Consider the following 24,622-nt stretch of genomic DNA (forward strand, 5'->3'; position numbering starts at 1 on the left):
ATGGCTATTGTTATTGGAAGTGTAGGCAAAAATGAAATGGCAGCTGCATCCCTGAAGCGGGCGCAGGAATGGGTTGCCTCTGCTTTCCCATGCGAAGTATTATCTTACTATCAGGATGAACATACTTTTATTGGGGTAGCGGGGGGTGTTATTTCCTGCACAGGTGATTACGTGGCAGTGGTGGACGCCCATTTCAGCCCGGAACATGTGATAGATCTCTACCGCCAATATGGTGAGGCCTGTGTGGATCAATTGGAAGGGAGTTACTCTTTTGTGATTTGGAATCGTTCTTTAAAGAAACTATTGCTGGCTGTTGATCAGATGGGCGCGCGCCCTATGTACTACAGTGATAATGAGGATTGCTTTTTGTTTGGCTCACAATTCGATGGAGTTCTGGCGGCATTGGATATTCAGCCTGTTTTTAATCCCGATTGTATATGGGAGTATATCAGAAGGAATATCGATGCAACTTTGACTTATGCGAACGGTATACATCGATTGACAGCTGCGGGTTATTTTTACTTTGGTATCAATGAAAAAATAAGGGTGCGGCAAGCGTCAGGATTTGCATATCGAAAGGTTGATGCTCCCCGAACGGATGCCGGTTGGGTTACTGCTTACCAGGAAGCTTTGAGGGACGCGGTAACTGATACCTTACTTCCTGATATAACGATAGGTGTAACCTTAAGCGGTGGACTAGACTCGTCTGCAATAGCCTGCATACTTGCTAAACAGTTGGCCCGGGCAGGACGGACTTTACATTGTTTTTGTGCAACAGTACCGGAGGACTTTCCAGATTCGATTACAGATGAACGAATATATATGCAGGCAGTTGCTGACAAGTATCCCAATATAAAGCTGCATTTTATTGATATACCCGACACCGGTATCTTCGACGGGCTAGACGAGGCAATAAAGACGGAACCTACTTTACCGAATATCTTTCATTATCATGATCGCGCGATCCTGGAAGCTGCTAAAGCCTGTGGAGTGAAGCAGCTATATACAGGTTACGGGGGTGATTACTTCGCATCCTGGTCGGGTGATAGCGTTGCTTTTGCATATTGGCAAAAGCAACGCTACAGGAAAGCTTTCAGGTTACTAAGGCAGCGTGCCTGTGCCGAAGGGATTTCTTTGAGACGTTCTTTTTATCGCAATATCGTTCGCCGTAGCAATACTTTAAAGTGGTTACAGGGGAGGTTGCGAGAAAGAAAGATCCATTCCCTCGAGCCTTCGAAGGTACTTACCTGGAAGTTGAAAGGCGTGACGGAAGGAGAAATAGCACGTCTGGATCATAAAAAGCAGATGGCCTTAATCATTCGTAATGGCAGTATGGGGCGCATTATCTCAGGTATCCATGCAGCGGCAGCCAGGTATGGAATTGAATTCAGATTTCCTGCTTTGGATCTTAACCTGCTTTCCCTCCTGGCAGCGATGCCACTTGAATTATTCGTGATGGATGGCAAGCGACGTGGGATGATACGAAAGGCCATGCGGGGAGTAGTTCCGGATCTGGTTCTTGACCGAAATGACAAACAGGCTTATAGCCCTGGATATCATCACCGGTTTAAAAATAGTCAACAAACGATCTGCGAACTCTTGTACCCTGAGACACCACAACCATACGGGCAATTTTTGAATCTGCAACCACTTCGTGATTACTATCATCAGTGGCTGTCGGGTACAACCTCCCAATATGTACCAGGCTCCGATATCCGTTTTATGCAATGGATGACTATTTTGTTGATACTCCGGGGCAAATTAGGTCATGAGTTGTTGTACGATATCTGGCCGAATGTCAAAGCGGCTCAATGAATACTGCAAAGAGTAAATGTTGTAATGGAATAAAAAAATCCTTACTTGTAATAGTAAGGATAATATTGGATAGCCATGAATGGTTTGCGTGTTACCAGACGGGGTGTAGCTGTTACTGACTATGACTGAATGAACGCTAAAAGATCTTTATTGATCGTCTGGTGTTCTGTAGTTGGCATTCCGTGTGAGAACCCGGGGTAGGTAATAAGTTTTCCGTTTTTAAGTAATCTTGCAGATTTTAAAGCTGAATTTTCTATCGGCACAATTTGGTCATCTTCTCCATGCAGCACCAAAACCGGTAAATTAACTGCTTGAAGATCTGCTGTAAAGTCGGTTTCAGAAAAAGCTTTGATCCCATCATAATGAGCAACGATCCCACCCATCATTCCCTGCCTCCACCAGTTTCTCTGTATGCCTTCTTTTATAGCCGCGCCAGCCCTGTTATAACCGTAGAAGGGGAAAGTTAAATCGATATAAAATTGATTCCTGTTGTTGAGTGTCTGTTCCCTGATGTTGTCGAAAACCTCCATGGGGACGCCGTCAGGATTAGTAGCACTTTTAACCATTACAGGAGGAACAGCGCTGATTAAAACGGCTTTTTTTGCTCTTCCGCTAGCGTATTTATTCACGTAACGAATTACTTCGCCGCCACCTGTGGAATGACCGATATGTACCACGTCTTTCAAATCTAAAAATGAAACCAGTTCAGCTACATCAGAAGCGTATTGTTCAATAGTATGATTATAGATGTTCTGGCTGGATCGCCCATGACCCCTTCTGTCGTGCGTTATTACACGGTAGCCTTTTTGTAAGAAGAAAATTACCTGCGCATCCCAATCGTCGGATGATAAGGGCCATCCATGATGAAACATTAGCACGGGTCCTTCCCCCTGATCTTTATAGAAAATTTCGGTTCCGTCTTTTAATTTTAGTGTGCTCATTTTGTTTAAGTTTAATGTTGTGATTTGGTATATGAAATATTTTTGTTGTAATTGGTAGCGAATGTAGCGCAGTTAAATCCAAATCATCTTAACCCAGGTTAAGATCGCTCGTTTCTAATGCATTTTATTTAAGCAGCTTAAGGCACTGCAGGGTTCAAACAGTTTCCGGTATAACAGGGAGGCAGCGGTGTTGCGTATTAAAAAGCCTACGTTTGTAAGCGGAATAAACCCCTGGTATCAGGGCTGAAAGCGTTAAATTAAACTTACCCGCGCGCCTTGTAAACCTGTTCTTTGGGCTTTTTATCTTTTGTCAGCTGGAACTATGACATATCCGGATATTTCATCACAAGAATCAGTAAACTGCTCCTATCTTTATAACAGGCTCTATATTTGTATATAGGTCTGAAAATATTAACCCCATTCAGTTAAATCCTGATGAAAAAAAGTACTCTAAACCAACGTCTTCTACTGATATTAATTCTGGCAACCGGCTTTGCTTCCGGGTTGGGAGCTCAGAATGTGGACAGCGTTTTTAAAGTTGCCCGTGAGGCGGCTTTCGAAAGGAAAGATTATACTACAGCTATCCGGCTATCTAAAGAGGTGCTATGCGTAAGTCCTGGTTATACAGATGTCATAACTTTTCTCGGGCGGCTATATACATGGAATAAACAACCTGATAGCGCCCGCCTGTATTTCAATGAGGCTTTACGCCAACAGCCCGATTCTGAAAATGCTTTTGCCGGACTGGCCGATATGGAGTACTGGGCCGGAAATTATGGACCTGCATTGGTTGTCGCCGGCAACGGGTTAAAAGTATTTCCGCGTTCGGAAACCTTATTGCTTCGTAAGGCCCAGGTTCTTTATGCTCAAAAGGAATATGCGGCAGCTATACCGGTTTTGGATACCCTTCTGCAGGTTCATAGAAAAAACAGCGAAGCCCGCCGGTTGGCTGTTCAGATCCAGGATCATATTGCTAAAAACGCAATAGGCGTGAGGTATGATTATATCCACTTTGATCAACAGTTTCCTGATCCCTGGCACCTCGCTGCTATAGACTATACCCGGCACACAAAAGCCGGGGCATTTACGGCAAGAGTGAATTATGCCAACAGGTTTGCCGCTGGAGGACTGCAGTATGAACTGGAATCTTATCCCCGGTTCTCCAAAACATTTTATGGCTACCTGAATATGGGCTATTCAGATAATAAAGTGGTATTCCCAAAGTGGAAAGCAGGCGCGTCACTATTTGCCAACTTACCCAGGGCTTTCGAAGCAGAACTGGGTGTGCGTTACCTGTATTTTAACAGGGATGTTTTTATGTATACACTGTATGCCGGTAAATATTATAACAGTTTTCTCTTCGGTGCCAGAACTTTTTTAACACCACAAACTTCCTCAATTACACAAACCTATAGTGTTATGGCCCGTTATTATTGGGGCGGACCGAATGACTATGTCGGCGTGTTGCTGGGGTCAGGCCTTTCACCTGATGATGTAAGGAGTAATGTGCAATTAAACAGCGGCTATAAAATGCGCAATTATAATGGCGAGATCAATGCAAGATTTTCGGTACAACAGCTGAACATTGTTACCGCCAATTTTTCACTTCTTAACCAGGAGTATTTGCCTGGACAAAAAGGGAACCAATTGCAGTTCGGACTGGGGTATATTCGCCGGTTTTAGTTTTTACCCGGTATGATTGGTGTTCCAAATCCTTGCCGGGTCATTTCGCCCCATGCATTCTTTTTACGCAGGTAATCAATATACCCTTTGATAGCAGCCCATACCACGAAGGGATGGAAAATAAAAGGCTCGGTAAGCGCTGTTAGCAGTAGCTTCATCATGTCGGTGCGGCGCCGGTACATATTGTATGTCGTTACTTCCATAAAAGCTGCAAATGCAGCGTATAGATAACCGAAGGACACGATGAATGCCAGCAGGGCGATAAACACATGCCAGTTGATCAGCTGAAAAATCGCCATCAGTAAAAAAACAACAATGCCGAAAGCCTCGATTAAGGGCGCCAGCATTTCAAAGAAAAACCAATAGGGGTAACTTACCATACCCAGTAAATGATACCGGGGATTAAAGAACATGATGCGGTGAAACCAGAGTGTTTCTATCGTGCCCCGCGTCCAGCGATTACGCTGCCTGCCCAATATTTTGGTATTGGAAGGTGCTTCTGTCCAGCAAAGCGGATCGGGAATATAGCTTACCTGGTAGGGCTGTTGGGCCTCTTCCATATACCGGCGCATGCGCACTACCAGCTCCATATCTTCGCCTACTGTTTTATGGTTATACCCACCCGCTTTAACTGCTATCTCTTTATCAAATGCGCCAAAAGCCCCTGAAATCAGCATCAGTCCGTTCATGCGTGCCCACGCCATGCGTCCCAGGATGAAAGCTCTTATATATTCCAGCGATTGCATTCTTGCCCAATAATTGGCTGGCAGATTTACTTTTATTAACCGGCCGTCTTTAATAATACAGGAGTTTGCGATCCGTACTACACCACCTGTTGCAATTACCTTTTTATCCGTTTCTTCCAGGAAGGGCTTAATCATTTTGAGTACCGCATCCTGTTCCAATATACAATCCACGTCTATGCAAACAATATAGTTATTGGCAGACACATTGATGCCTACATTTAATGCGTCGGCTTTGCCGCCGTTTACCTTATCTACAACGACCAGTTTTTTATAAGCAGGGTTTTTGCTCTTATAAATACCTCTTATTTCTTTGGTGGCTATTTTATACTGTACGTGGTGAGGTGTTTTTTCGAGATCATACGCGGCTATAAGTTTTTGAAGGCTATCGTCTTTACTGCCATCATTAATAATGATCACTTCGAGGTTGCTATAATACAAAGAGAGCAGGGAGCGCACATTCTCCACTATATTGGCGCCTTCATTATAAGCCGGTGCCAGTATGCTTACGGAGGGTGCATGGGGCGAGGACGCCAGTAAGCGATAATCGGTAATTGAATTTTTACGCATATACTTACGGGTCGCTCCAATGGAGTAGAGTCCGATCCATAAGTAAAACGAAATCAATACAACAGCATAGATAAATATGCCGTAAGTAAGGAGCAGGGTAAGGAAATTCCAGACACTCATGATGCCAGCTCGTATTTTATTTGATTAGCAATTGAATAGATGGTAGGGTTGTCGGCTGCTATATTGTTCAGCACTGTCATATTTTTGGGATTGATGGCTACTATAGCCCTGGCCGCTTCCAGTTTAATAGCGTCGTCTGCATCATCCAGCTTGCTTTTAAGAAACTCTATATCTGCTTCCGTGCCATTTATTCCTGTTTGTTTTAATATTTCCAACTTGTTTGCCGACGACTCGGCAGAATATTGTTGTTGCAATATTGCAACGGTATTTTCACCGGCAATAATGCCCAGTGTTTTGATCGCCTGGTTTCTTATTTTATGATTATCGCTATTCAGGCATTGTACTACCTCTTTGTGCACCCTGAATTGCTGGTATACTTCGGTGAGTTTAAGCGCGAAATGGACAACATAACTATTGGCTGATTGCAACCACAAAGGCAGGTGAGGCATTTCTTCACTGTTAAAACTGTCCAGCTGTTGCAGTAATTTGATCTGTTGCCATTCATGAAGCGGGTAGTTCAACGCATTAAGAAAGATTAACCCTTTAAAGCCGTCTAGCCCAACGATGGCTGTTTGTGCTTCCATACGTACAAAATCGTTGTCGCTGTTGGTATAGTCCAGTATGTCCGACAACGACTCCCGTTGTTGCATCATGTATAGCTCGTAAATACCTCTTGATCTTAGATGCCAGCGGAAGCTTTTCATTTTTGCTTCTGAGTCTTTTTTCAACCCTGTATGCTCGTATAAATGTACTACGCTGTCTGACAAATGACCCGCTACACTTTTTTTGAAGTTGATAAGATTGTCCGTGACGAATTGTCTTACATATTTTTTCTTAAAATGCACAGAAAAATCAGGCAGGGTAGCAGATGCATGCGCTTCCTCCATTGCCATTTGTTCGCTTATCCAGTCATTAAGTTGATCGGTAATGATTTCCTTTACGCGAAAGCGTTTCTTTTTGGTGTACAAAAACAGGTAGATCATACCCACCAGAATCAAAGTGAGTATACCAAAAAAGGCTGCACTAAAATAAAGATGCTCTGGTGAGAGAAGGCGAAAGAATGCGCCGCTGTTCATGGGCAATGAATTAGCGAGTTAACTGCTTTTTGATACGAATGCTCAATTCGTTCAGGCTAAAGGGTTTAGTAATATAGTCATCGGCTCCCAGGTCAAAAGCTTCCTGTACGATCTTCTCCTGCCCCATAGTGGAGAACACAATGACTTTAATTGGTTTTTCGGCGAGAGACTTGACAGCATTTACAATTTCAAGACCGGATACATAGGGTAACATAACATCCGTAAGGACCAGGTCCGGTAGTTCAGTCGCTAATTTTTCGAGGCCTTCCTTGCCATCATTGCAGCAAATCATTTCAAAGCCCTCTTTTTTAAGTTTAGAAGCTACTGCTCTTTGTATCAATGTATCATCCTCTATAAGTAATACTTTTCCTATTTTAAATAACATTTTTAATCGGGTTGACTATCCTATAGTTTTATACATTTGTAAATGTACAACAGAATAGATGATTATGATGTCTTATGGCGATATAAATAAACTTACTCAAACAATATAATCAGCTAATCTTTAAATTACGATAACTAATAAGAAATGCCCTCTTATGCCTGTAGATGTTGTTAAAAAAAATAATGTTACCGTACGAAATGAAAATGGCAGGCAAACCATTGTATTTGCACATGGGTTTGGTACTGATCAGACAGCATGGGGTACAGTAGCCGATGCTTTTGCGGATAATTATCGATTGATATTATATGATAATGTGGGAGCCGGGCTGTCAGATCCGGCTGCATTCAGTCCGAACAAATATGATACGCTTCACTCCTATGCTGAAGACCTGCTTGGCATTTGCCGGGGGCTTAACCTGGATGACGTTATAATGGTTGGCCATTCAGTGAGTGGTATGATCAGCCTGCTGGCGTCTATTAAAGAACCCGGCCGGTTTAAGAAATTGATATTGGTAGGCGCATCGCCCCGTTATCTGAACAGTGAGGGATACCTGGGTGGATTTACCCAGGAAGCGCTGGATGGTTTATATGCCGCCATGGCCAATAACTATTATGCCTGGGTAAGTGGTTTTGCGCCAATGGTGATGGAAAACGCAGATAAGCCCGAACTTGCCCAGAGCTTTGCCAATTCGTTGGCGTCCATCAGGCCGGATATTGCCCAGTCCGTTGCGCGTGTCATCTTTCAATCGGACCATAGAGCGGATCTTCCGAAAGCAACTATTGAAACATTACTGCTGCAAACGAAACATGACAATGCAGTTCCCGGAGATGTGGCTTTATACCTCAATCAGCATATCAGGGGCAGTCATTTAGAAATGGTAAATGCCGAGGGGCATTTTCCACATATAAGCGCTCCTGATGAGATTATCAGGGAAATTAAAAATTTTATCGGATAAATATTGTGGACAATACTGCAACAGTGGACTGGCAAAAAAGATCGCTTGATTTTTTGTTGAGTTTATACCAGGTAAAAAGCGAGAAAGATGTCGCCCTGATCAGGACGAGGATTACAGACAGTTTGCAAATTCATTCGGGAGCTACGGCAGCAGCCCTTGTGCGGCTGGAAGATGAAGTGACTGCCAGGATACTTTATGCAACCGTACCGACACCATCCAGCTTTTTTGATGCGGAGTATGCGGCTGCCATCATCCGGGCAAACGAAGTAAAGGTTACGGAAGACGCATCATTAAATTTATTGCCAGGTAAGAATATATTGTTCCCGGTTACCCACGGAACTTTGTCCGGGCTTTTCATTATTGCAACTGACAGGCCTGTTGATGAAGCTTATAACACTTTTTTGCTTCAGGCATGGGAAGGTTTAAAAGGGATGACCATGCTGGTGCAAACCTATTATTCCTTCGAGCACCTTTCTGCACGTTACAATGCTATTCTTAGTGCGGTTGATCAGGCGATCTTGTTTTTAGATAACAGGGGCAGGGATGGCTGGGTTAATACTGCTGCTTCGTTATTATTGAATATTGATGCAGGCCGGAACTCATCCTTGGTGATTTCACGGGCCATGCAACAGTGGAGAACTACTGCAGTAAATGCGAAGGAAATCGAACAGGAAGCTGTTAAGCTGTTTTATAAGCCGGACGGCATGGTGAAGGGATGGAAATGGATATTCGGCGACCCGGTATCTAAAGTGCTGGATGTTTCCTGTGTGTCGGTGGTTTCGGATACTATCAAGGGCCGGATGTGGGTATTTGCTGATATCACGCCCATCTATGCAGCCTCAGAACAACTCAAAGAGCTTAACGCCGAACTGGATAAAAAACGCCGGTTGGCGGATGATCAGAATAAGGCAAAGTCAGACTTCCTGGCTAATATGAGTCACGAGATCCGTACGCCGATGAATGGTGTGATTGGTATGACCAGCCTGCTGGCACTTACGCAGCTGGATGCTGAGCAGCGCGACTATGTGGATACCATTCGGGTAAGCGGAGAATCGCTGCTGTCAATCATTAATGATATTCTTGATTTCTCTAAAATAGAATCAGGCAAGATGGAGTTAGAAGCAGCCCCATTCCGGCTCAGTACGGCAATAGAAGAAGCCTATGACCTGATGAGTGTAAAAGCGAATGAAAAAGGACTTGATCTGCTTTATTATATCGAACCTGATGTGCCGTCGGATATCATTGGTGATGCCACCCGGTTCAGGCAAATCCTGTTAAATCTTATTTCTAATGGTATTAAATTTACCCGGCAGGGGGAGATCGAAATAACTGCGGAGAAAATAGGATTTGAAGATAATAGGTATACTCTGCAGTTTACAGTAAAAGATACCGGTATCGGTATTCCTGCCGATAAGTTCTATAAGTTGTTTGACAGCTTTTCACAGGTGGACTCTTCTACTACCAGGAAGTATGGCGGTACCGGTTTAGGACTGGCAATCTGTCAACGGTTGGTGACTTTGATGGAGGGGGACATACGCGTGGAAAGTCAAGAAGGCAAAGGGTCTGCTTTTATATTCACCATTAAGGTGGCGGCCAATACAGCGGTTACACATTTTAAAACGGAAGAAAGGCCTTTAATCAATACATTATATGGCAAAAAAGTGTTGCTGCTTGATGATAATGAAACCAATCTTAAAATACTCAGCAAACAATGTATTTTATGGGGTATGAAGCCTACGGCTGTAAATAGTTATACTGAAGCCATGACTGAGGTTACCGGCGAGCATTTTGACGTGGCGATTATTGATCTGCTGATGCCGGAAAGGAATGGCGTTGAGGTTGCCCGTCTCATACGCGGGGGGAATTCAAAGCTTCCAATGGTGCTCTTTAGCTCGGCCGGTCATTTACCTGCTGATGCCGATATCAAACAATTATTCAGCGCGGTAATTAATAAACCGGCCAGGCACAACGAGATAAAAGAGGCGCTGCTCCGGATATTGGGTGGAACAGGCGTTATAGCAGTTCAACCCGAAACTGCAGCAGAACAGGGAGCAGTTTTGCCCATCCGTATCCTGGTGGCAGAGGATGATTATATCAATCAAAAATTTATCATGCGCGCCATGAAGAAGCTGGGCTATTCGATGGATCTGGCGGTGAATGGTAAAGAGGCCGTAGAAAAGGCGGGGGAGACTGCCTACCAATTGATTTTTATGGACGTAATGATGCCTGAAATGGATGGTTATGAAGCTACCCGGATCATTTTGGAACATCATAGCCACGGCGCTCGCCCCGTTATTATAGGCCTTACCGCAAATGCACTCACCGGCGATCGGGAGAAGCTTTTGCAGGCCGGCATGGATGATTATCTGAGCAAGCCCTATAAAATACAGGATTTGGAAAATTTAATTACCAAATGGTCCTCACGGCTCGCTCCGGATATGGCAATCGCTACAGATAATTACAGGTACATTAACCTGGAGTATATTATGGAACTTGCGGGTGGCGAAAACGAATTTGTCGCAGAAATTATTGAAAGCTATCTTGAAACAGTGGGCCCCAATATCCGCTTGCTGCGGGATGCTATAACAAGTAATAATGCAGAAGCTGTAACCTTTTTGTCCCACAAGCTAAAAGGATCTTTCAGGTTTATTGGTTGTACAGAGCCTGGTAATATCATGGAAGCAATAGAAAATAACCATGAGCACGGGAACCTGGCGCAGATGCTTGAATTGTTACATGCCGTGGAAGAAGAATATGCCGGAACCGAGGAAGAATTAAAACAGGTTTTGTTAACGCTCAATACCTCCGGAGCTTAATGAAATGGTTGGTTATTGGTTGGAATTCTATTTCGACCGGGTAACTATTCCCAGGGTATTCATCAGTTCCCTCGCGGCAGCTGCGCCAGCGCGGTTGGCGCCGATGGTAGATGCAGAAGGGCCGTAACCAACAAGGTGAATACGAGGTTCTTTAATAACCATGGTAGCCAGCCTGCCTCCCATAAGGATTCCACCGGCTTCTTCTCTGGGCAATACCGGCCTCAAATGATCCAGGGCGCTTTTAAACCCTGTGTTCCATAAAATAACATCGGCCTGCTGTTCTGTTCCATCTGCCCATTTTACACCGTTGCCGGTTATTTCACTAAACATAGGGAAGCGTTGCAAAACGCCTCGTCTCCGCATGTCAATTATTTCTGCTGAAACAGGCAGGCCCGTTACCGAAACGACGGACAGGGGTATTAGCCCTTTTCTTACTCTTTCCTCAACCATTGCTACCGCATTGTGACCCGCCATATCGTCAAAAGGCCCTTCCCTGAACTCAGGTGGCCGGCGGGCAACCCAGGTGGTTGTAGTCACCCTGGAGATCTGGTCCAGCAATTGGATCGCAGAAATGCCGGCCCCTACTATAATCACATGTTTGCCCTTAAAGTCATCCGCGGTTTTAAAATCTTTGGTGTGCAATTGTTCGCCTTCAAAATCTTTGGCTCCGGGATAGTCAGGGATATAGGGATTTTCCCAGGTACCTGTGGCATTAATGATACCTGAGGCTGAAAATAATGTGCGGTTAGAATCGATATAAAATCGTTCTTCATGCCGGTAAACCTGTTCCACTTTTACTGGTCGGTAAACCCTTATATCCATTTGCTTTTCATACAGATCGTAATAATGGGGTACCGCTACACTGGCCTGTACTTCTTTTTCATGGGTTTCAATGGTTTTTTCGAAAGACATGCCTGGTAAATCATGAATTCTGTTTACCGTACTTAGTGTAAGTGAAGGCCAGCGGTATTGCCAGGCGCCACCAGCTTGTGGAGCTTCGTCAAGAATGATAAAGCCGGGGCCGATTTCTAATCCTTGTTTTTTAAGATGATAGGCGGCTGACAATCCTGCCTGCCCCGCGCCTATCACCACTATTTTTGTTTTGTAGCGGATCTTGTTGTTCATCACCGTGCTTTATTTATCTCCATCCTAACCCCGGCGCTACATGTTCTAATATAGATGAGAGTACATGCACATTATAGTCTACCCCTAGGGTATTAGGGATGGTTAGTAAAACCGTATCTGCTTCCTGTATCGCTTCATCTTTGGCTAATTCTTTGATGAGTTGATCAGGCTCGGCGGCATAGCTCCTGCCAAAAATAGCCCGCTTATCGGCTTCAATGAAACCGATCTTATCGGTTCTGCCGGCTTCATGACCAAAATAGTAGCGGTCCTGCTCGCTAACGATGGCAAAAACAGACCGGCTTACCGATACCCTGGGTTCCCGCTCATGCCCTGCTTCTTTCCACGCCTGCCTGAATAACCGGATCTGCTCGGCCTGTTGTATATGGAAAGGCTTACCGCTTTCATCAAATTTAAGGGTGGAACTCTGCAGGTTCATGCCTACCTTGCCTGCCCAAACAGCAGTAGCATCCGAGCCGGATCCCCACCAGATACGATCCTGCAGGCCCTGGGAAAAAGGCTCTAACGGCAGTAGCCCCGGAGGATTCGGAAACATCGGGTTAGGGTTGGGCTCGGCAAATCCGGTACCCTTCAATTTTTCAAAAAACTCCAATCCTTTCCGGCGTCCCATATCAGCATCGGTTTCTCCTTCAGCTGGCTCGTAACCAAAATAGCGCCACCCATCAATAACCTGCTCGGGCGACCCTCTGCCAATACCCAGTTGGAGCCTGCCTCCTGATATCAGGTCAGCAGCGCCCGCATCTTCCACCATATACAGCGGGTTTTCGTAACGCATGTCGATAACACCGGTGCCAATTTCGATTTTAGTGGTCTTCGCACCAATAGCTGCCAGTAAAGGAAAAGGCGATGCCAACTGTTTGGCAAAATGGTGCACCCTGAAATAGGCACCATCCATGCCCAGTTCTTCGGCAGCTACTGCCAAGTCGATAGACTGCAACAAAGTGTCGCCCGCTGTTTTGGTACTATAAGCCGGGTGATTGGCCCAATGCCCAAAAGATAAAAATCCTATTTTTTTCATTTATTACTCCTTCAGGGATGCAATGCAAATACGCATTCATCGCCTTTTACAACTTAATCAGATCAGTATTTTCAAAGTTATTAAATAACAACATGGGAGAACTAAAGTTCAATTAGCACGCTGACCTGTGCTTTAATTCATCCGGATACTTATTATTAACGAGTAAGCCGGCTCAATACGTAGTTCCAATGCGGATTATCCGGATCTAATTGTCGGGCTTTTTCAAAATTGATGATCGCTTTTTGCCGGTTGCCGTTTATTTTATAGGTTTCGGCAAGGCTCTCATATACGACAACTGAATTGGGATATTCAGCAGCATTGAGTTCAAATATTTTCAGGGCCGCTGCTGTTTTTTTACTCCTTCTCAATTCAATACCCAGGTTGTTCAACTGGTTCTCATTCAATAGAAGATGAGCGCTGCTGTTAGCTTTAAGTTGCCGATACCTGCTAATGGTTTCATTAATACCCTGTCTTTTTAGTGTTTGCCTTAACGTGTCCAACAGCGCCCAGGGATATTGATAGGTATTGATTTTCGAACCGGGATCAATAATATGCGTGCCGATATCGGTTACTCCGTTATTAGAGTTGGAAAGTACGACCACTGCAAATTTTTTTACTTTGTCAATACCAATGAAAGTCCGGTAGCCGGGCGTTCCTCCGTCTTTAAAAACAATATTTCTTCCGCCGTTTTGCCAGAGCGTCCATCCCATGGTAGCGTAATCAATACCACCGGCTTCTTTTTTTATCTGGCTTTGATGAGTTAGCTTCATTGCCGGATAAAGATCAGTTGCTATCCAGCCCAGGTTGGCTGCTGCAAAAGTGAGCAGGTCATTTACATTCGAGCGGAATGCACCCGCGCCATCTAATGATGCCAGGTTTAAAAATCCTACCGGTTGCCCCCATTCAGAATGGCCGATAGCCGTGTTCTTCAGAAGCGCCGGCGTAAGCGAAATAACCGTGCTTCCCATTTTTAAAGGATTGCAAATATGATCTATCACCAGCTGCTCATAATTTTTTTCTCCTGCAGCCCTTGTCAGTAGATGCCCTAATAACCCATAGGCTGTATTGGAATATCTCCACCTGGTTCCGAAATCGATATCCGCCCGGTAAGCAGCGAGGTATTCATACAACCTGTTGATGTTGTAATCCGCATAGGGATCGTCAATGTTTTTAGGATCTGTATTAAACGGGAACCTTGGGAAGGTAGCTGTATGGACAGATAAATTCAGCAGGGTGATTTCTGTCCCGTTTCGAACAGGAACTTTGACGGATGGAGGCAGCCATTTTGAAATAGGATCTTCAAGACTGAGTTTTCCTTCCAGGCTCATATCAGCCAATATCAGCGAGGTAAAGACCTTAGTGATGGAGCCAATTTCGTAAAGGGTATTGGCATCGGGCTTTGCCGGGTTTCGATCGCTAAGCACACCTTCACTATAAATACGCCTGCCGGCCGAATCAATAATGCCAACTATAATACTTTTGCTTCTTTTACTGTTAACAGCTTCCTTGAGAATTTGTGAGATATGGTCACCTGGTAACTGGCATCGTGCAGGAGCAAAACCTGCTAATAGCAGAACAATTAAGATATATGGTTTCATATTGCTAAATATGAGGTTTAAACTATAAAAGTTAGGTTAAATAAGACGGTGTTCCCAAAGCAAAAAGGTAAAAAGCGCTAAATGTCCTGTCAGTTGCGATTTTAAACGGTAAAAGCAGCAACGCGCAGGCGTCTTTTACACCAAAATGGAATGTATAAAATCAGCATCAGCCTGTGAAATTGATGTATTATTGGCCGTTACCTGCAGGCTTTTATTACTTTCGCCTGGAAATTTATAGATGCGTTTTTGCGAATGAGTCAATATACAAAGACAACCGCCATCGGGTTTTGTGCTGTTTTATTGTGGAGCGCTATTGTGGGACTTATCAGGGAAGTAAGTCATTCTTTTGGTGCTACAGGTGGCGCTGCCCTGATTTATACGGTAGCTTCGCTATTCCTGCTTTTAACGGTGAAATGGATACCGCTTAAAAAGTTTCCGAAAAAATACCTGGTATATGGGGGGCTGTTCATGGTCTCCTATGAACTATGTCTGGCATTGTCTATTGGTTACTCTCAAAATAGTAAACAGGCCATTGAAGTGGGCATGGTGAATTATCTCTGGCCAAGCCTCACCATGGTGGCTACTATTATTTTTACAAAGAAAAAGGCCAACTGGCTGATTTTTCCGGGCATTATCATTGCTATGTTGGGGATCATCTGGGTGTTGGGGGGCGAAGAGGGATTGAATATCGGAGAAATGCTCAGTAATATTCAAACAAACCCGTTAAGTTATGGTTTGGCCTTCCTTGGCGCCATCTTATGGGCTGCTTATTGTGTGGTTACCGTGCGCATGGCCAGGGGGCTAAACGGCGTAACCTTGTTTTTTATACTGGTAGCTGTCGCATTATGGATAAAGTATATCATTATCGGCGATCCGGCTGCGATGCACTTTTCTGCATCATCTGTTATTTACCTGGTGTTGGCCGCGGGAGCCATGGGATTTGGCTATGCTACCTGGAATGTGGGGATACTGGGTGGTAATGTAACTGTGCTGACAGGGGCTTCTTATTTTATTCCGGTTTTATCTGCAGCATTGTCATCGGTGCTTTTAGCAACGCCATTAGGCTTCTCTTTCTGGCAAGGCGCTATGATGGTGTGCGCGGGCTCTACTCTTTGCTGGCTGGCAACCAGGGTGCGTTCAGAGGCGGTACCAGGGCCTGTTTCAGGTGGAGGTCATTAGTTGCAGTCTTGCTCCATTTGATTTTCTGAAGTTTTATTGCCTGTTTTGCAGACATTTGTGCCATAGTCCCATTTTGTACTATGGACAATTTGATCATGAGTTTGGTGAATGAATATATCTTACCCGGAGCAGCCATCGGCACACTTTCTGTGTTCGATCTGCTGAAGCATACCAGCAGTGCGGGTTTTATAGAACAGACAGATTTTCGGGATATCTATCCAATAGCTATTGAGGTAAATACAGGTGTATTTACTAAACGTGATCTGACTGCAGGATTCCCGGAGGTTACCTTAAGCCAGTTAAATGACTCCATTTATATATCCTGCTCCTGCAGCAATCCATCAGGCAAAATGTGCGGGCACCAGGCTGAAGTGATCCATTGTATACTGGAACAAAAAATCTATCGTGTTTTTTTTGACGGTCCTCTACGCCATTCAGTTTTGATGTCAACCGCTAAAGCATATGGTCTTGACAAAGAGCTCAACCTGGATAGCTATTTTCGCTTACATTATAATGGAAGCCAAATTGATATCGAACCGAAAATAGCAGGCCTCCTTAAAATCGATAACCCGGCTTTTCAAAAAGAGTTGGTTCCGCAGTCCCGATCCGTTATAAAGGAGCTGGCAGCCCCGGAGGTAATGCAAAAGCCTTTGTTGGTTATTGGCAGACATCGCTATTATAACCAGTTGAACTTTACGTTGATGCATGCTGAGCGTGCAAAGGCTGGGACCATTAAAAATCCGCTGACTGCTATCGATCCCATGCAGCTGACCTGGAAATCGGACGATGCGGCGGTCATTAAATTTTATACTGCTATAGCAGCTTTTCAAAACAAATATGAGGCAGATCATGTTGCCGGGGAACTGGACGCATTGAGGCAGGTAATTAGCAATCCGTTAAAACTGGAGGCCTATTACCACGACAGGGATATTGCCGAAAATATATCTGCAAGATCATTGCGTCGGGTGGGGCTGAATATGCTGAAGCCCGAAATAAAATTAACAGTTTTTCAAAAAGAGCCCTTTTATGAGATAACCGGCGAATTAGTATTCGAACATATTGCCTTGCCTTTTAAAGACCTGGTGATCCGGCATGACTATTTTATTGAATACCGGCAGGTTTTTCACTTAATCAACAACCCGGATATGCAACGGGTGATTAAGTTTTTCAAGTGCAATAATGAAATTTTACTGATCCATGCTTCACAGTATGAGGCATTTCTTCAATCGGTATTGTCTCCCTTAGAGTCGCTGGTGCAGATCAACTACAGTTATATTCATACCGCAACACCGGCACAATTGGCTGAACAGGATTTTACAACGGAAAGGCTTATTTACCTGCGGCAGGAAGGTCATTTTATAGCTATTAACCCGGTGATGAAATATGGATCATCAGAAGCACCGGTATATTCCCGCAAACAGGTATTCGGAACAGATCAGAATGGAAATACTTTCAGGATAGAAAGAGATCTTGTTGCAGAGCTACAGTTCACTTCATTGATCATGCAACAACATCCTGATTTTAAGGAACAGGTAAATGAGCATGAATACTTCTACTTACATAAGAACCAGCTTTTAGATGATAACTGGTTTCTGGATGCTTTTGAAACCTGGAAGAATGAAGGCATTACGATATTGGGCTTTAATGATATTAAAAATAATAAGCTCAATCCCAACAAGGCCCGGGTCTCCATCAGGGTGGTCAGCGGTACCGATTGGTTTAATGCACGGATTAAACTCAGTTTTGGTAAAAGTGAAGCCACGCTGAAGCAGGTACACAGGGCCATCCGTAATAAAAGCAAATTTGTGCAGCTGGACGACGGCACCAGGGGCATTTTGCCCGCTGAGTGGATAGAGAAGTTCATCCGTTACTTTCATGCCGGCGACATCGAAGGAGAGCTGTTGAAAATAGCCAGGGCTAATTTTGCTGAGGTAAAGAGTTTATTTGAAAGCGATGTATTAAGTGAAGACGTGCACCAGGAGATCGCAGATTACGAGAGAAAGTTGAGCGCGAGGTATAACATCCCGGAAGTGGCTATACCGGAGGGGCTGAAGGCGGTATTGAGAGACTACCAGCACCAGGGCTTAAATTGGCTGAACTGGCTGGATGAATTGAACTTTGGCGGATGTTTGGCCGATGATATGGGATTGGGAAAGACGATACAGATGATCGCGTTCCTGTTATTGCAGCGGCAGAAGCGCGGACAGTTTACCAGCCTGGTAGTGGCGCCTACTTCATTGTTGTTTAACTGGGAGGACGAGCTGGAGCGATTTGCACCTTCTCTAAAGGTGACGATACATCATGGTGGCGACCGGCAGAAGCAGGTAGATGCATTTTCAAAATATGATGTGGTGTTAACCAGTTATGGAATAGTACTGTCTGATATACGTTTTCTAAAAACATTTCACTTTAATTACCTGTTCCTCGATGAGTCGCAGGCCATTAAAAACCCCGACTCCGAACGTTATAAAGCAGCCATGCAGCTGCAGGCAAGAAACCGGATGGTATTAACGGGCACACCTGTTGAGAATAATACCTTCGATCTATACGGTCAGCTTTCCTTTGCCTGCCCCGGATTGCTGGGCAGTAAACAATATTTCAGGGATATCTATTCCATTCCTATTGACCGGTATGAATCTATCAGGCGTGCCGGTGAGCTCCAGCAAAAAGTGAAGCCCTTTATATTGCGGCGGACCAAGCAGCAGGTTGCCATTGAATTACCGGAGAAAACGGAGATGGTGATCTATTGTGAGATGAATACCGAACAGCGTAAAGTGTATGATAGCTATGAGCGGGAGCTCCGGGAATACATCTCGGCTGTCGATGATGATGATATACATAAGAACAGCATGCATGTTTTAAAAGGCTTAACAAGGCTCCGGCAAATTTGCAACTCGCCGGTGCTTATTAAAGAAGGATATTCGGGCGATCATGCAGTCAAGCTGGAACTACTGATGGAGCAAATAGAGAATAAATCCCCCGCACATAAAATTTTAGTGTTTTCCCAGTTTGTTGGTATGCTCGACCTGGTTAAGGCTAAACTGGAAGAGCGAAACATAGGGTTCGAATACCTGACGGGACAAACCGGAGACAGGGGCCTGCGTGTGAATAATTTTCAAACCAATGAAGCCGTGAGAGTATTCCTGGTGAGTCTGAAAGCGGGGGGAGTGGGGTTGAATCTTACTGCCGCCGACTATGTATACCTGGTGGATCCCTGGTGGAACCCTGCAGCGGAAAACCAGGCGATTGACAGGGCGCATCGTATCGGGCAAAATAAAAATGTGGTAGCAGTGAGGTTGATTTGCCTGAACACCATTGAAGAAAAGATCGTTAACCTGCAAAAGAAAAAAAATAAACTTACCCGGAACCTGGTGAGAGCAGATGCTTCCTTTTTCAACAGCTTGTCTAAAAAGGAGTTGCTGGACATTTTGTAATGTTAAAGGTCTATCGGTACAACTTGTATCGTAACCGATTCGGTACCGGATATGTGCAATATTAAAAAATTATTATCCATTGGCGCCCCGTGAAGCAAAGCGATCTGATTTTTTATTTTTGCGCCGGTTTGAATAGCATAACTGCAATAAGGAATGGAGACCGCTTTGTTTTTCAACAGGTGTTTAATCAATACCATGAAAAACTTTATTTTTTTGTTTTTTCGAAAACCCGGTCTGCGTTCCTGGCAGAAGAAACGGTTCAGATCACCTTCATCAAACTCTGGAACTACAGGGAAAGCCTGAATGAAGCGTTTACGATATCCACCCAGATTTACCGTATTGCATCTACAACCCTGATCGATCTTTTACGCCAGCAAAATAATTCAGCCGTATTTATAAAAGAGCTGGAACAGCAGGGTGCCGGTTCTTTTTCAAACAATACTACAGAGCGGATTGAAACGGGGGAAATACAAACCGTATTAAGTCAGACCCTGGAAAGTATGCCGCCTGTTCGAAAAAGGGTTTTTGAAATGAGCCGGATTGAAGGATTATCACATAACGAAATTGCGGCAATATTACTCATTTCAAAAAAGACGGTTGAAGGTCATATTACCAAAGCTTTAAAGCAGTTGAAAGAGAGCCTTCCAGCGGTTTTATTATTATTTTTTAAAATTTTAATACTATTTTCTGTTCTCCGGCAAGGGTAAGGCGTTTCTGAAACGTATACATTAAAGCAGGATAACTTAGCGAAAAGCAGTTTGCATACAAAAGATAACATAAAGCAATATTTTTTACAACAGTGTAGTGCTGAGGAAGTAGCCCGTGTAGCGCAACGGCTGGAAGAAAATCCGGAAGCGGTAGCCGAATACATGACGGAGGCCGAATGGGAAACGTTTCAACAAACAGACCGGCTTTCGGCAAGGGTATCACGCAGTATCTGGCAAAAAATCCGCGATCAAACCCATGCTGAAAAAGGTAAGGTATTTTACGTCAGGCGATGGGCGGTCGCGGCCTCTGTTTTGCTAGTGTTGGTATTAAGCTGGTATGCCGTTAAAAAGCCGGCTGTAACTCATAACGCCCTGGCGTTGGTTATTGATACGAAAAGAATCCCTAAACAACAAGTGAAAAGCAATACCGGTAAGGTTTCCATGATATTCAGGCTGAATGACGGTTCCGAAATAGAATTGATGCCCGGTAGTGCCTTATCGTATCCCGATACTTTCATGTCGGATAAGCGATGCGTATCGCTTGGAGGCGAAGCCGTTTTTCATGTGGCTAAAAATAAAAAAATGCCTTTTGTTGTAAATAGCGGTACTATTTCGACAACAGCGCTGGGTACGGTTTTCAGAGTGAAGTCTCATGAAAAAAATGCGCATATTGAAGTTGAATTAATAGAGGGACGGGTGGTAGTGAAAGCTTTACGTGCCGGCTCAGCTTTTAAAGAGGTCTATTTGCAGCCTGGTGAAACGATGCGGTATAACAAAGCTCTTGAAACCGGGGCCATAGAGGCTATAACAACTCCGCGTAAAAAAGCAGATACTAAGATAACGGCGACCGATAGTAGTAATAAGCACCCTTATTGGTTCCGGAACGAACCGCTTGCAAACGTATTCGACCGGTTCTCAACGCTGTATCATTTAACCATCATTTATAATAAGGCCGAATTAAGCAATATGACTTTTACAGCAAGGCTTAAAAAAGAAGATAGTCCTGACAATATACTGCAGTCTATTGCATTGCTTAATGATCTGAAGATTGAAAAAACAAACGAGGGGTATAGTGTAAAAAAAAACTAGTACTTCTGTTGTTTGTAATAGCCTCCACGGGCGTAGCTATCCGGCCTTTACGGGGAAGAGGATCACATTTTTTTATTTTTCTAGCGCTAAGCCATCACCCAATAACACTTCCTGTATACCATTTTTTCCTTCCAATGTTAAACAATTATTACCACCAAGGGGTTGGCTCCTATCAATCGTATAAAGCTGTGTAATTAAAATTTTTTCGGATGAGCTTATTTAAACCGGGGCTTAAAAAAATACCCCAAATCTTCTGTATCATCTTTTTATTGTCAGGCCATGCGCAACTGTTTGCCCAGCAACAAGCGGTGGTGAAAGGGCAGGTAAAAGATGAGAATAATACGCCGTTGGCGGGAGTAACGGTAGTAGCGGTTAATACCCAGGCAAAAGTTACGACGGGTACAAAAACAGACTCCTCGGGAATGTTCCAATTTAGTAACCTTACATTGGGTGGACCTTACAGTTTTGAAGTGTCTTATGTTGGTTACGAACCTCAAACACTGATTGGTTACACGCTGAAGACCAGCTCTGATGTGTCTTTATTAATAGATTTAAAGCCGGTTGAAAGATCATTAGACCAGGTGGTAGCTATTGGTTATGGCACGGTAAAGAAAACAGATCTGACCGGGGCCGTGTCAACTGTAAGAATGCAGGATCTGCAAAATATTCCGATTACGCGTGTGGATCAAATGTTGGCAGGAAGAATAGCAGGCGCCGAATTTATGTCTACTGATGGAACGCCCGGTTCGGGAACTACCGTCCGTATCCGCGGTACCCGCTCCATTTCAGCCAGCAACGAGCCTTTATACGTGGTAGATGGTGTAATGGACGGCATCAACAACCTGAATGATCTGAACCCTTCAGACATAGCCGGTATCAGCGTTTTAAAAGATGCGTCTGCCACTGCTATTTATGGCTCACGCGGCGCAAACGGGGTTATTATCATTACTACTAAAGGCGGTGTAGACCGGGGAGGAAAGACCGATTTCAATTTCAAAGTATCCCGTGGTTTTGCTGAAATGCCAGGTTATTTAGACCTGATGAATGCCACTGAATTTGCACAGTTGATGAACGATCGTTTTTATTTAGCCAGTACAGCTAATCAAACAAAGCCATTGGAAGATTATCCTTATCCTGACCCGCTGTCATTGGGAGAAGGAACCGACTGGCAAAAAACCATCACCCGCAGGGCGCCTTTTTCAAGTTATTTATTAAGTGCTTCGGGCGGTAATAAAAATACCAGGTACTACCTTTCGGGTGGTTATGATGATGCCCAGGGTGTTATTATTAATACAGGTATGAAGCGTTTTCAGTTCCGCCTGAACCTTGACCAGACATTTAGCAAATATGCAAAAACCGGCGTTCGTATGGCATACTCCAATACAAAGCAGGAGCAGCCTTTACGCTACCTGGGCGCTTATAACAACTGGAGTGTGTCTTTTACGAGTGTTGCTCCCGTTGTTCCGGTATATAACCCTGACGGAACGCTGAATAGCTGGAACTCGCAGAACTACTCAGGAGGTGTATCAGATTTACCAATGCATGAGGTTACCATGAGAAAGAATACAACCGGTACGGGTACCATGAATACCATGTTGTATCTGGACCTCATGCCGGTTGAAGGTGTTGTTGCACATTCTTCAGTGTCTTACTCCAAATCGGACATCAACACTGATGCGTTGATTTTGTCTACAATGCCCAGTCGTGCTGCCACGGGCAATGCGACATCCAAAAGTATTAGTCAGAACGATAATATTTTAAATGAAAATACGCTCACCTATAAACATAGTTTTAAAAGCGGGCACAATCTCGATGCCATGTATGGGTTTACCGTGCAGAAACAGAATTTTTACAGAATTGGTGTAACCGGCAGCGGTTATTACAGCGACGAAACGGCACTTTGGGATATTGGTTCTATCCCGAACAAAGCGAACCTCGGCGTGAGCGGTGCAAAAGAACTCCAGACCCGCATGTCACACCTGGCTCGTGTAAATTATAACTATGCAGAAAAATATTATCTAACCGCTACTTTACGCAGGGACGGGGCTTCTAATTTTGCCGCTAATAATAAATGGGCCTATTTTCCTTCTGCCGGTATCCGCTGGAACGTACTGAATGAAAGCTTCATGAAGCATTCGGGGATGTCTGAGCTGGCCCTCCGGTTAAGTGCAGGCACATCGGGCAATGATGCCATTGCACGTTACCAGTCTTTAGATCGCCTGGGGTCTACCACATCGGGCTATTTGTTCGGGGGAACACAGCCGGTAGCATTTTATCCGACCGGACTGGCCAATTCAGGGTTGAAATGGGAAAAAACAACTACTTATAATGCCGGCCTTGATATGTCCTTATTTAATAAACGGCTTAATGTTACGCTCGAGGCTTATAAGAGCAACACTTCCGATTTACTGCTGACAGTGCAGGTACCCACGCAAACCGGGTTTTCATCCAGGTTAATGAACTTTGGTAAAACGTCTAATAAAGGTGTTGAGCTAACAATAAATTATGATGTGATACGTAAAAGAGATGTCTCCTGGGCTACCAGCCTTACCGTTGCACATAATCAACAAATGGTAGAAGATATTGGCTTAGTGGGCAGGGTGGTTACCAGCACCTACACTTATGGTGCGCAATATATGATCAACGGTTACCAGGACGGAATGCCGCTAAATGCGATTTATGGTTTTCAATATGCAGGCGTATGGAAAAGCCAGGATGAAATCACGAGGAATGCAACAGACAAGCAATATGTATCAGCATCGGCTGCCTATTTATCTGTTGGCCGGCAGCGTTATGTAGATCAGAATCGGGATGGATTAATGAATAGCGATGACCTGGTAATGCTTGGAGATGCAGACCCGGATCTATATGGAGGATGGCAAAATACATTCCGGTATAAAAAAGCATTCCTGTCTATTTACCTCAATTATTCAGTAGGCGGTGAAATGTACTACCCGGGCGGCATGTTTAATATGACAGGGGTATACCTTCAAAACCAGCAGCAAATGATGGTAAACAGGTATCACCCGGTGCGCAATCCTGGTTCTGATATTCCAAGATCTGATTCGAAAGATGATATCCCTAACGACCGTTTCGTGTATGATGCCAGTTTCCTGCGCTTTAAAGCGGCGTCAATCGGCTATACTTTTGACCTGGCAAGAATCACAGCGTCAAAGTTGAAATCACTAGCCCTTTCGTTAAACGGAAGCAACCTTTTCCTCTTAAAAAATTACATAGGGTATGATCCCGAAGTAAATACCAGCGGTACTTCTTCCACGCTGCGTCGTATAGACAACGGTTCATTTCCTCCGAACAGGACTCTCACTTTTACTGCAGAACTTAAATTTTAG

At 44.2% G+C, this 24,622-nt stretch carries 16 protein-coding genes; 9 read left to right on the forward strand and 7 right to left on the reverse strand.

Annotated elements, in window-relative coordinates:
• Positions 1 to 1,815: an asparagine synthase-related protein gene (locus U0035_RS19215; RefSeq protein WP_162817829.1), complete on the forward strand. Its 1,815-nt coding sequence runs from the start codon at positions 1 to 3 to the stop codon at positions 1,813 to 1,815.
• A gap of 119 nt (positions 1,816 to 1,934) precedes the next feature.
• On the opposite strand, the gene U0035_RS19220 is transcribed toward U0035_RS19215, so the two are convergent.
• Positions 1,935 to 2,756 carry an alpha/beta fold hydrolase gene (locus tag U0035_RS19220; protein ID WP_114790564.1) on the reverse strand — a complete coding sequence of 274 codons (822 nt, stop codon included), beginning with the start codon at positions 2,754 to 2,756 and terminating at the stop codon, positions 1,935 to 1,937.
• 435 nt (positions 2,757 to 3,191) lie between these two features.
• Here U0035_RS19220 and U0035_RS19225 point away from each other — a divergent pair, with 435 nt between their 5' ends.
• A complete protein-coding gene (locus tag U0035_RS19225; RefSeq protein ID WP_114790565.1) occupies positions 3,192 to 4,439 on the forward strand; it encodes a YaiO family outer membrane beta-barrel protein in 1,248 nt (415 codons plus the stop codon).
• On the opposite strand, the gene U0035_RS19230 is transcribed toward U0035_RS19225, so the two are convergent.
• From U0035_RS19230 to U0035_RS19240, 3 genes are read right to left on the reverse strand one after another with little or no spacing between them, the layout of a single operon-like run.
• Positions 4,436 to 5,872 (reverse strand): glycosyltransferase family 2 protein, encoded by a 1,437-nt coding sequence (locus U0035_RS19230; protein WP_114790566.1) that lies wholly within the window; start codon positions 5,870 to 5,872, stop codon positions 4,436 to 4,438. The two genes, U0035_RS19225 and U0035_RS19230, sit on opposite strands and share 4 nt — an antisense overlap.
• The gene (locus tag U0035_RS19235; protein ID WP_114790567.1) at positions 5,869 to 6,948 is read right to left on the reverse strand and encodes a HEAT repeat domain-containing protein; all 1,080 of its coding nucleotides are present in this window, start codon (positions 6,946 to 6,948) and stop codon (positions 5,869 to 5,871) included. The genes U0035_RS19230 and U0035_RS19235 overlap by 4 nt, the downstream gene beginning before the upstream one ends.
• A gap of 10 nt (positions 6,949 to 6,958) precedes the next feature.
• Positions 6,959 to 7,333, reverse strand: a complete 375-nt coding sequence (locus tag U0035_RS19240; RefSeq protein ID WP_114790568.1) for a response regulator transcription factor — start codon at positions 7,331 to 7,333, stop codon at positions 6,959 to 6,961.
• Positions 7,334 to 7,487: 154 nt separating this feature from the next.
• On the opposite strand from U0035_RS19240, the gene U0035_RS19245 reads away from it, so the two are divergent.
• On the forward strand, positions 7,488 to 8,288 hold the full coding sequence (locus U0035_RS19245; RefSeq protein WP_114790569.1) for an alpha/beta fold hydrolase: 801 nt from the start codon (positions 7,488 to 7,490) through the stop codon (positions 8,286 to 8,288).
• A 5-nt stretch (positions 8,289 to 8,293) separates the two neighbouring features.
• On the forward strand, positions 8,294 to 11,104 hold the full coding sequence (locus U0035_RS19250; protein WP_114790570.1) for a hybrid sensor histidine kinase/response regulator: 2,811 nt from the start codon (positions 8,294 to 8,296) through the stop codon (positions 11,102 to 11,104).
• A 27-nt stretch (positions 11,105 to 11,131) separates the two neighbouring features.
• On the opposite strand, the gene U0035_RS19255 is transcribed toward U0035_RS19250, so the two are convergent.
• From U0035_RS19255 to U0035_RS19265, 3 genes are all read right to left on the reverse strand, one after another.
• Positions 11,132 to 12,229 carry an NAD(P)-binding domain-containing protein gene (locus U0035_RS19255; RefSeq protein ID WP_114790571.1) on the reverse strand — a complete coding sequence of 366 codons (1,098 nt, stop codon included), beginning with the start codon at positions 12,227 to 12,229 and terminating at the stop codon, positions 11,132 to 11,134.
• A gap of 13 nt (positions 12,230 to 12,242) precedes the next feature.
• The gene (locus U0035_RS19260) at positions 12,243 to 13,265 is read right to left on the reverse strand and encodes an LLM class flavin-dependent oxidoreductase (RefSeq protein ID WP_114790572.1); all 1,023 of its coding nucleotides are present in this window, start codon (positions 13,263 to 13,265) and stop codon (positions 12,243 to 12,245) included.
• Positions 13,266 to 13,420: 155 nt separating this feature from the next.
• On the reverse strand, positions 13,421 to 14,863 hold the full coding sequence (locus tag U0035_RS19265; protein WP_114790573.1) for a serine hydrolase domain-containing protein: 1,443 nt from the start codon (positions 14,861 to 14,863) through the stop codon (positions 13,421 to 13,423).
• A gap of 252 nt (positions 14,864 to 15,115) precedes the next feature.
• On the opposite strand from U0035_RS19265, the gene yddG reads away from it, so the two are divergent.
• The 5 genes from yddG (at position 15,116) to U0035_RS19290 (ending at position 24,622) form a co-directional block, all read left to right on the forward strand.
• A complete protein-coding gene (yddG, locus tag U0035_RS19270) occupies positions 15,116 to 16,042 on the forward strand; it encodes an aromatic amino acid DMT transporter YddG (RefSeq protein ID WP_114790574.1) in 927 nt (308 codons plus the stop codon).
• Positions 16,043 to 16,122: 80 nt separating this feature from the next.
• Complete coding sequence (locus U0035_RS19275) at positions 16,123 to 19,476, forward strand: DEAD/DEAH box helicase (RefSeq protein ID WP_211316410.1); 3,354 nt, start codon at positions 16,123 to 16,125, stop codon at positions 19,474 to 19,476.
• 128 nt (positions 19,477 to 19,604) lie between these two features.
• Positions 19,605 to 20,183 (forward strand): RNA polymerase sigma factor, encoded by a 579-nt coding sequence (locus U0035_RS19280; protein WP_162817830.1) that lies wholly within the window; start codon positions 19,605 to 19,607, stop codon positions 20,181 to 20,183.
• Positions 20,184 to 20,234: 51 nt separating this feature from the next.
• On the forward strand, positions 20,235 to 21,272 hold the full coding sequence (locus U0035_RS19285) for a FecR family protein (protein WP_114790577.1): 1,038 nt from the start codon (positions 20,235 to 20,237) through the stop codon (positions 21,270 to 21,272).
• A 209-nt stretch (positions 21,273 to 21,481) separates the two neighbouring features.
• Complete coding sequence (locus U0035_RS19290; protein ID WP_114790578.1) at positions 21,482 to 24,622, forward strand: SusC/RagA family TonB-linked outer membrane protein; 3,141 nt, start codon at positions 21,482 to 21,484, stop codon at positions 24,620 to 24,622.

Origin of the sequence: Niabella yanshanensis, assembly GCF_034424215.1 — a bacterium.
Classification (GTDB): domain Bacteria; phylum Bacteroidota; class Bacteroidia; order Chitinophagales; family Chitinophagaceae; genus Niabella; species Niabella yanshanensis.

Excerpts from the sequence above, each read along its gene's own strand:
- U0035_RS19215 (WP_162817829.1), top strand. The coding sequence starts at position 1 with ATGGCTATTGTTATTGGAAGTGTAGGCAAAAATGAAATGGCAGCTGCA.
- U0035_RS19220 (WP_114790564.1), bottom strand. The coding sequence starts at position 2,756 with ATGAGCACACTAAAATTAAAAGACGGAACCGAAATTTTCTATAAAGAT.
- U0035_RS19225 (WP_114790565.1), top strand. The coding sequence starts at position 3,192 with ATGAAAAAAAGTACTCTAAACCAACGTCTTCTACTGATATTAATTCTG.
- U0035_RS19230 (WP_114790566.1), bottom strand. The coding sequence starts at position 5,872 with ATGAGTGTCTGGAATTTCCTTACCCTGCTCCTTACTTACGGCATATTT.
- U0035_RS19235 (WP_114790567.1), bottom strand. The coding sequence starts at position 6,948 with ATGAACAGCGGCGCATTCTTTCGCCTTCTCTCACCAGAGCATCTTTAT.
- U0035_RS19240 (WP_114790568.1), bottom strand. The coding sequence starts at position 7,333 with ATGTTATTTAAAATAGGAAAAGTATTACTTATAGAGGATGATACATTG.
- U0035_RS19245 (WP_114790569.1), top strand. The coding sequence starts at position 7,488 with ATGCCTGTAGATGTTGTTAAAAAAAATAATGTTACCGTACGAAATGAA.
- U0035_RS19255 (WP_114790571.1), bottom strand. The coding sequence starts at position 12,229 with ATGAACAACAAGATCCGCTACAAAACAAAAATAGTGGTGATAGGCGCG.
- U0035_RS19260 (WP_114790572.1), bottom strand. The coding sequence starts at position 13,265 with ATGAAAAAAATAGGATTTTTATCTTTTGGGCATTGGGCCAATCACCCG.
- U0035_RS19265 (WP_114790573.1), bottom strand. The coding sequence starts at position 14,863 with ATGAAACCATATATCTTAATTGTTCTGCTATTAGCAGGTTTTGCTCCT.
- yddG (WP_114790574.1), top strand. The coding sequence starts at position 15,116 with ATGAGTCAATATACAAAGACAACCGCCATCGGGTTTTGTGCTGTTTTA.
- U0035_RS19275 (WP_211316410.1), top strand. The coding sequence starts at position 16,123 with ATGGACAATTTGATCATGAGTTTGGTGAATGAATATATCTTACCCGGA.
- U0035_RS19290 (WP_114790578.1), top strand. The coding sequence starts at position 21,482 with ATGAGCTTATTTAAACCGGGGCTTAAAAAAATACCCCAAATCTTCTGT.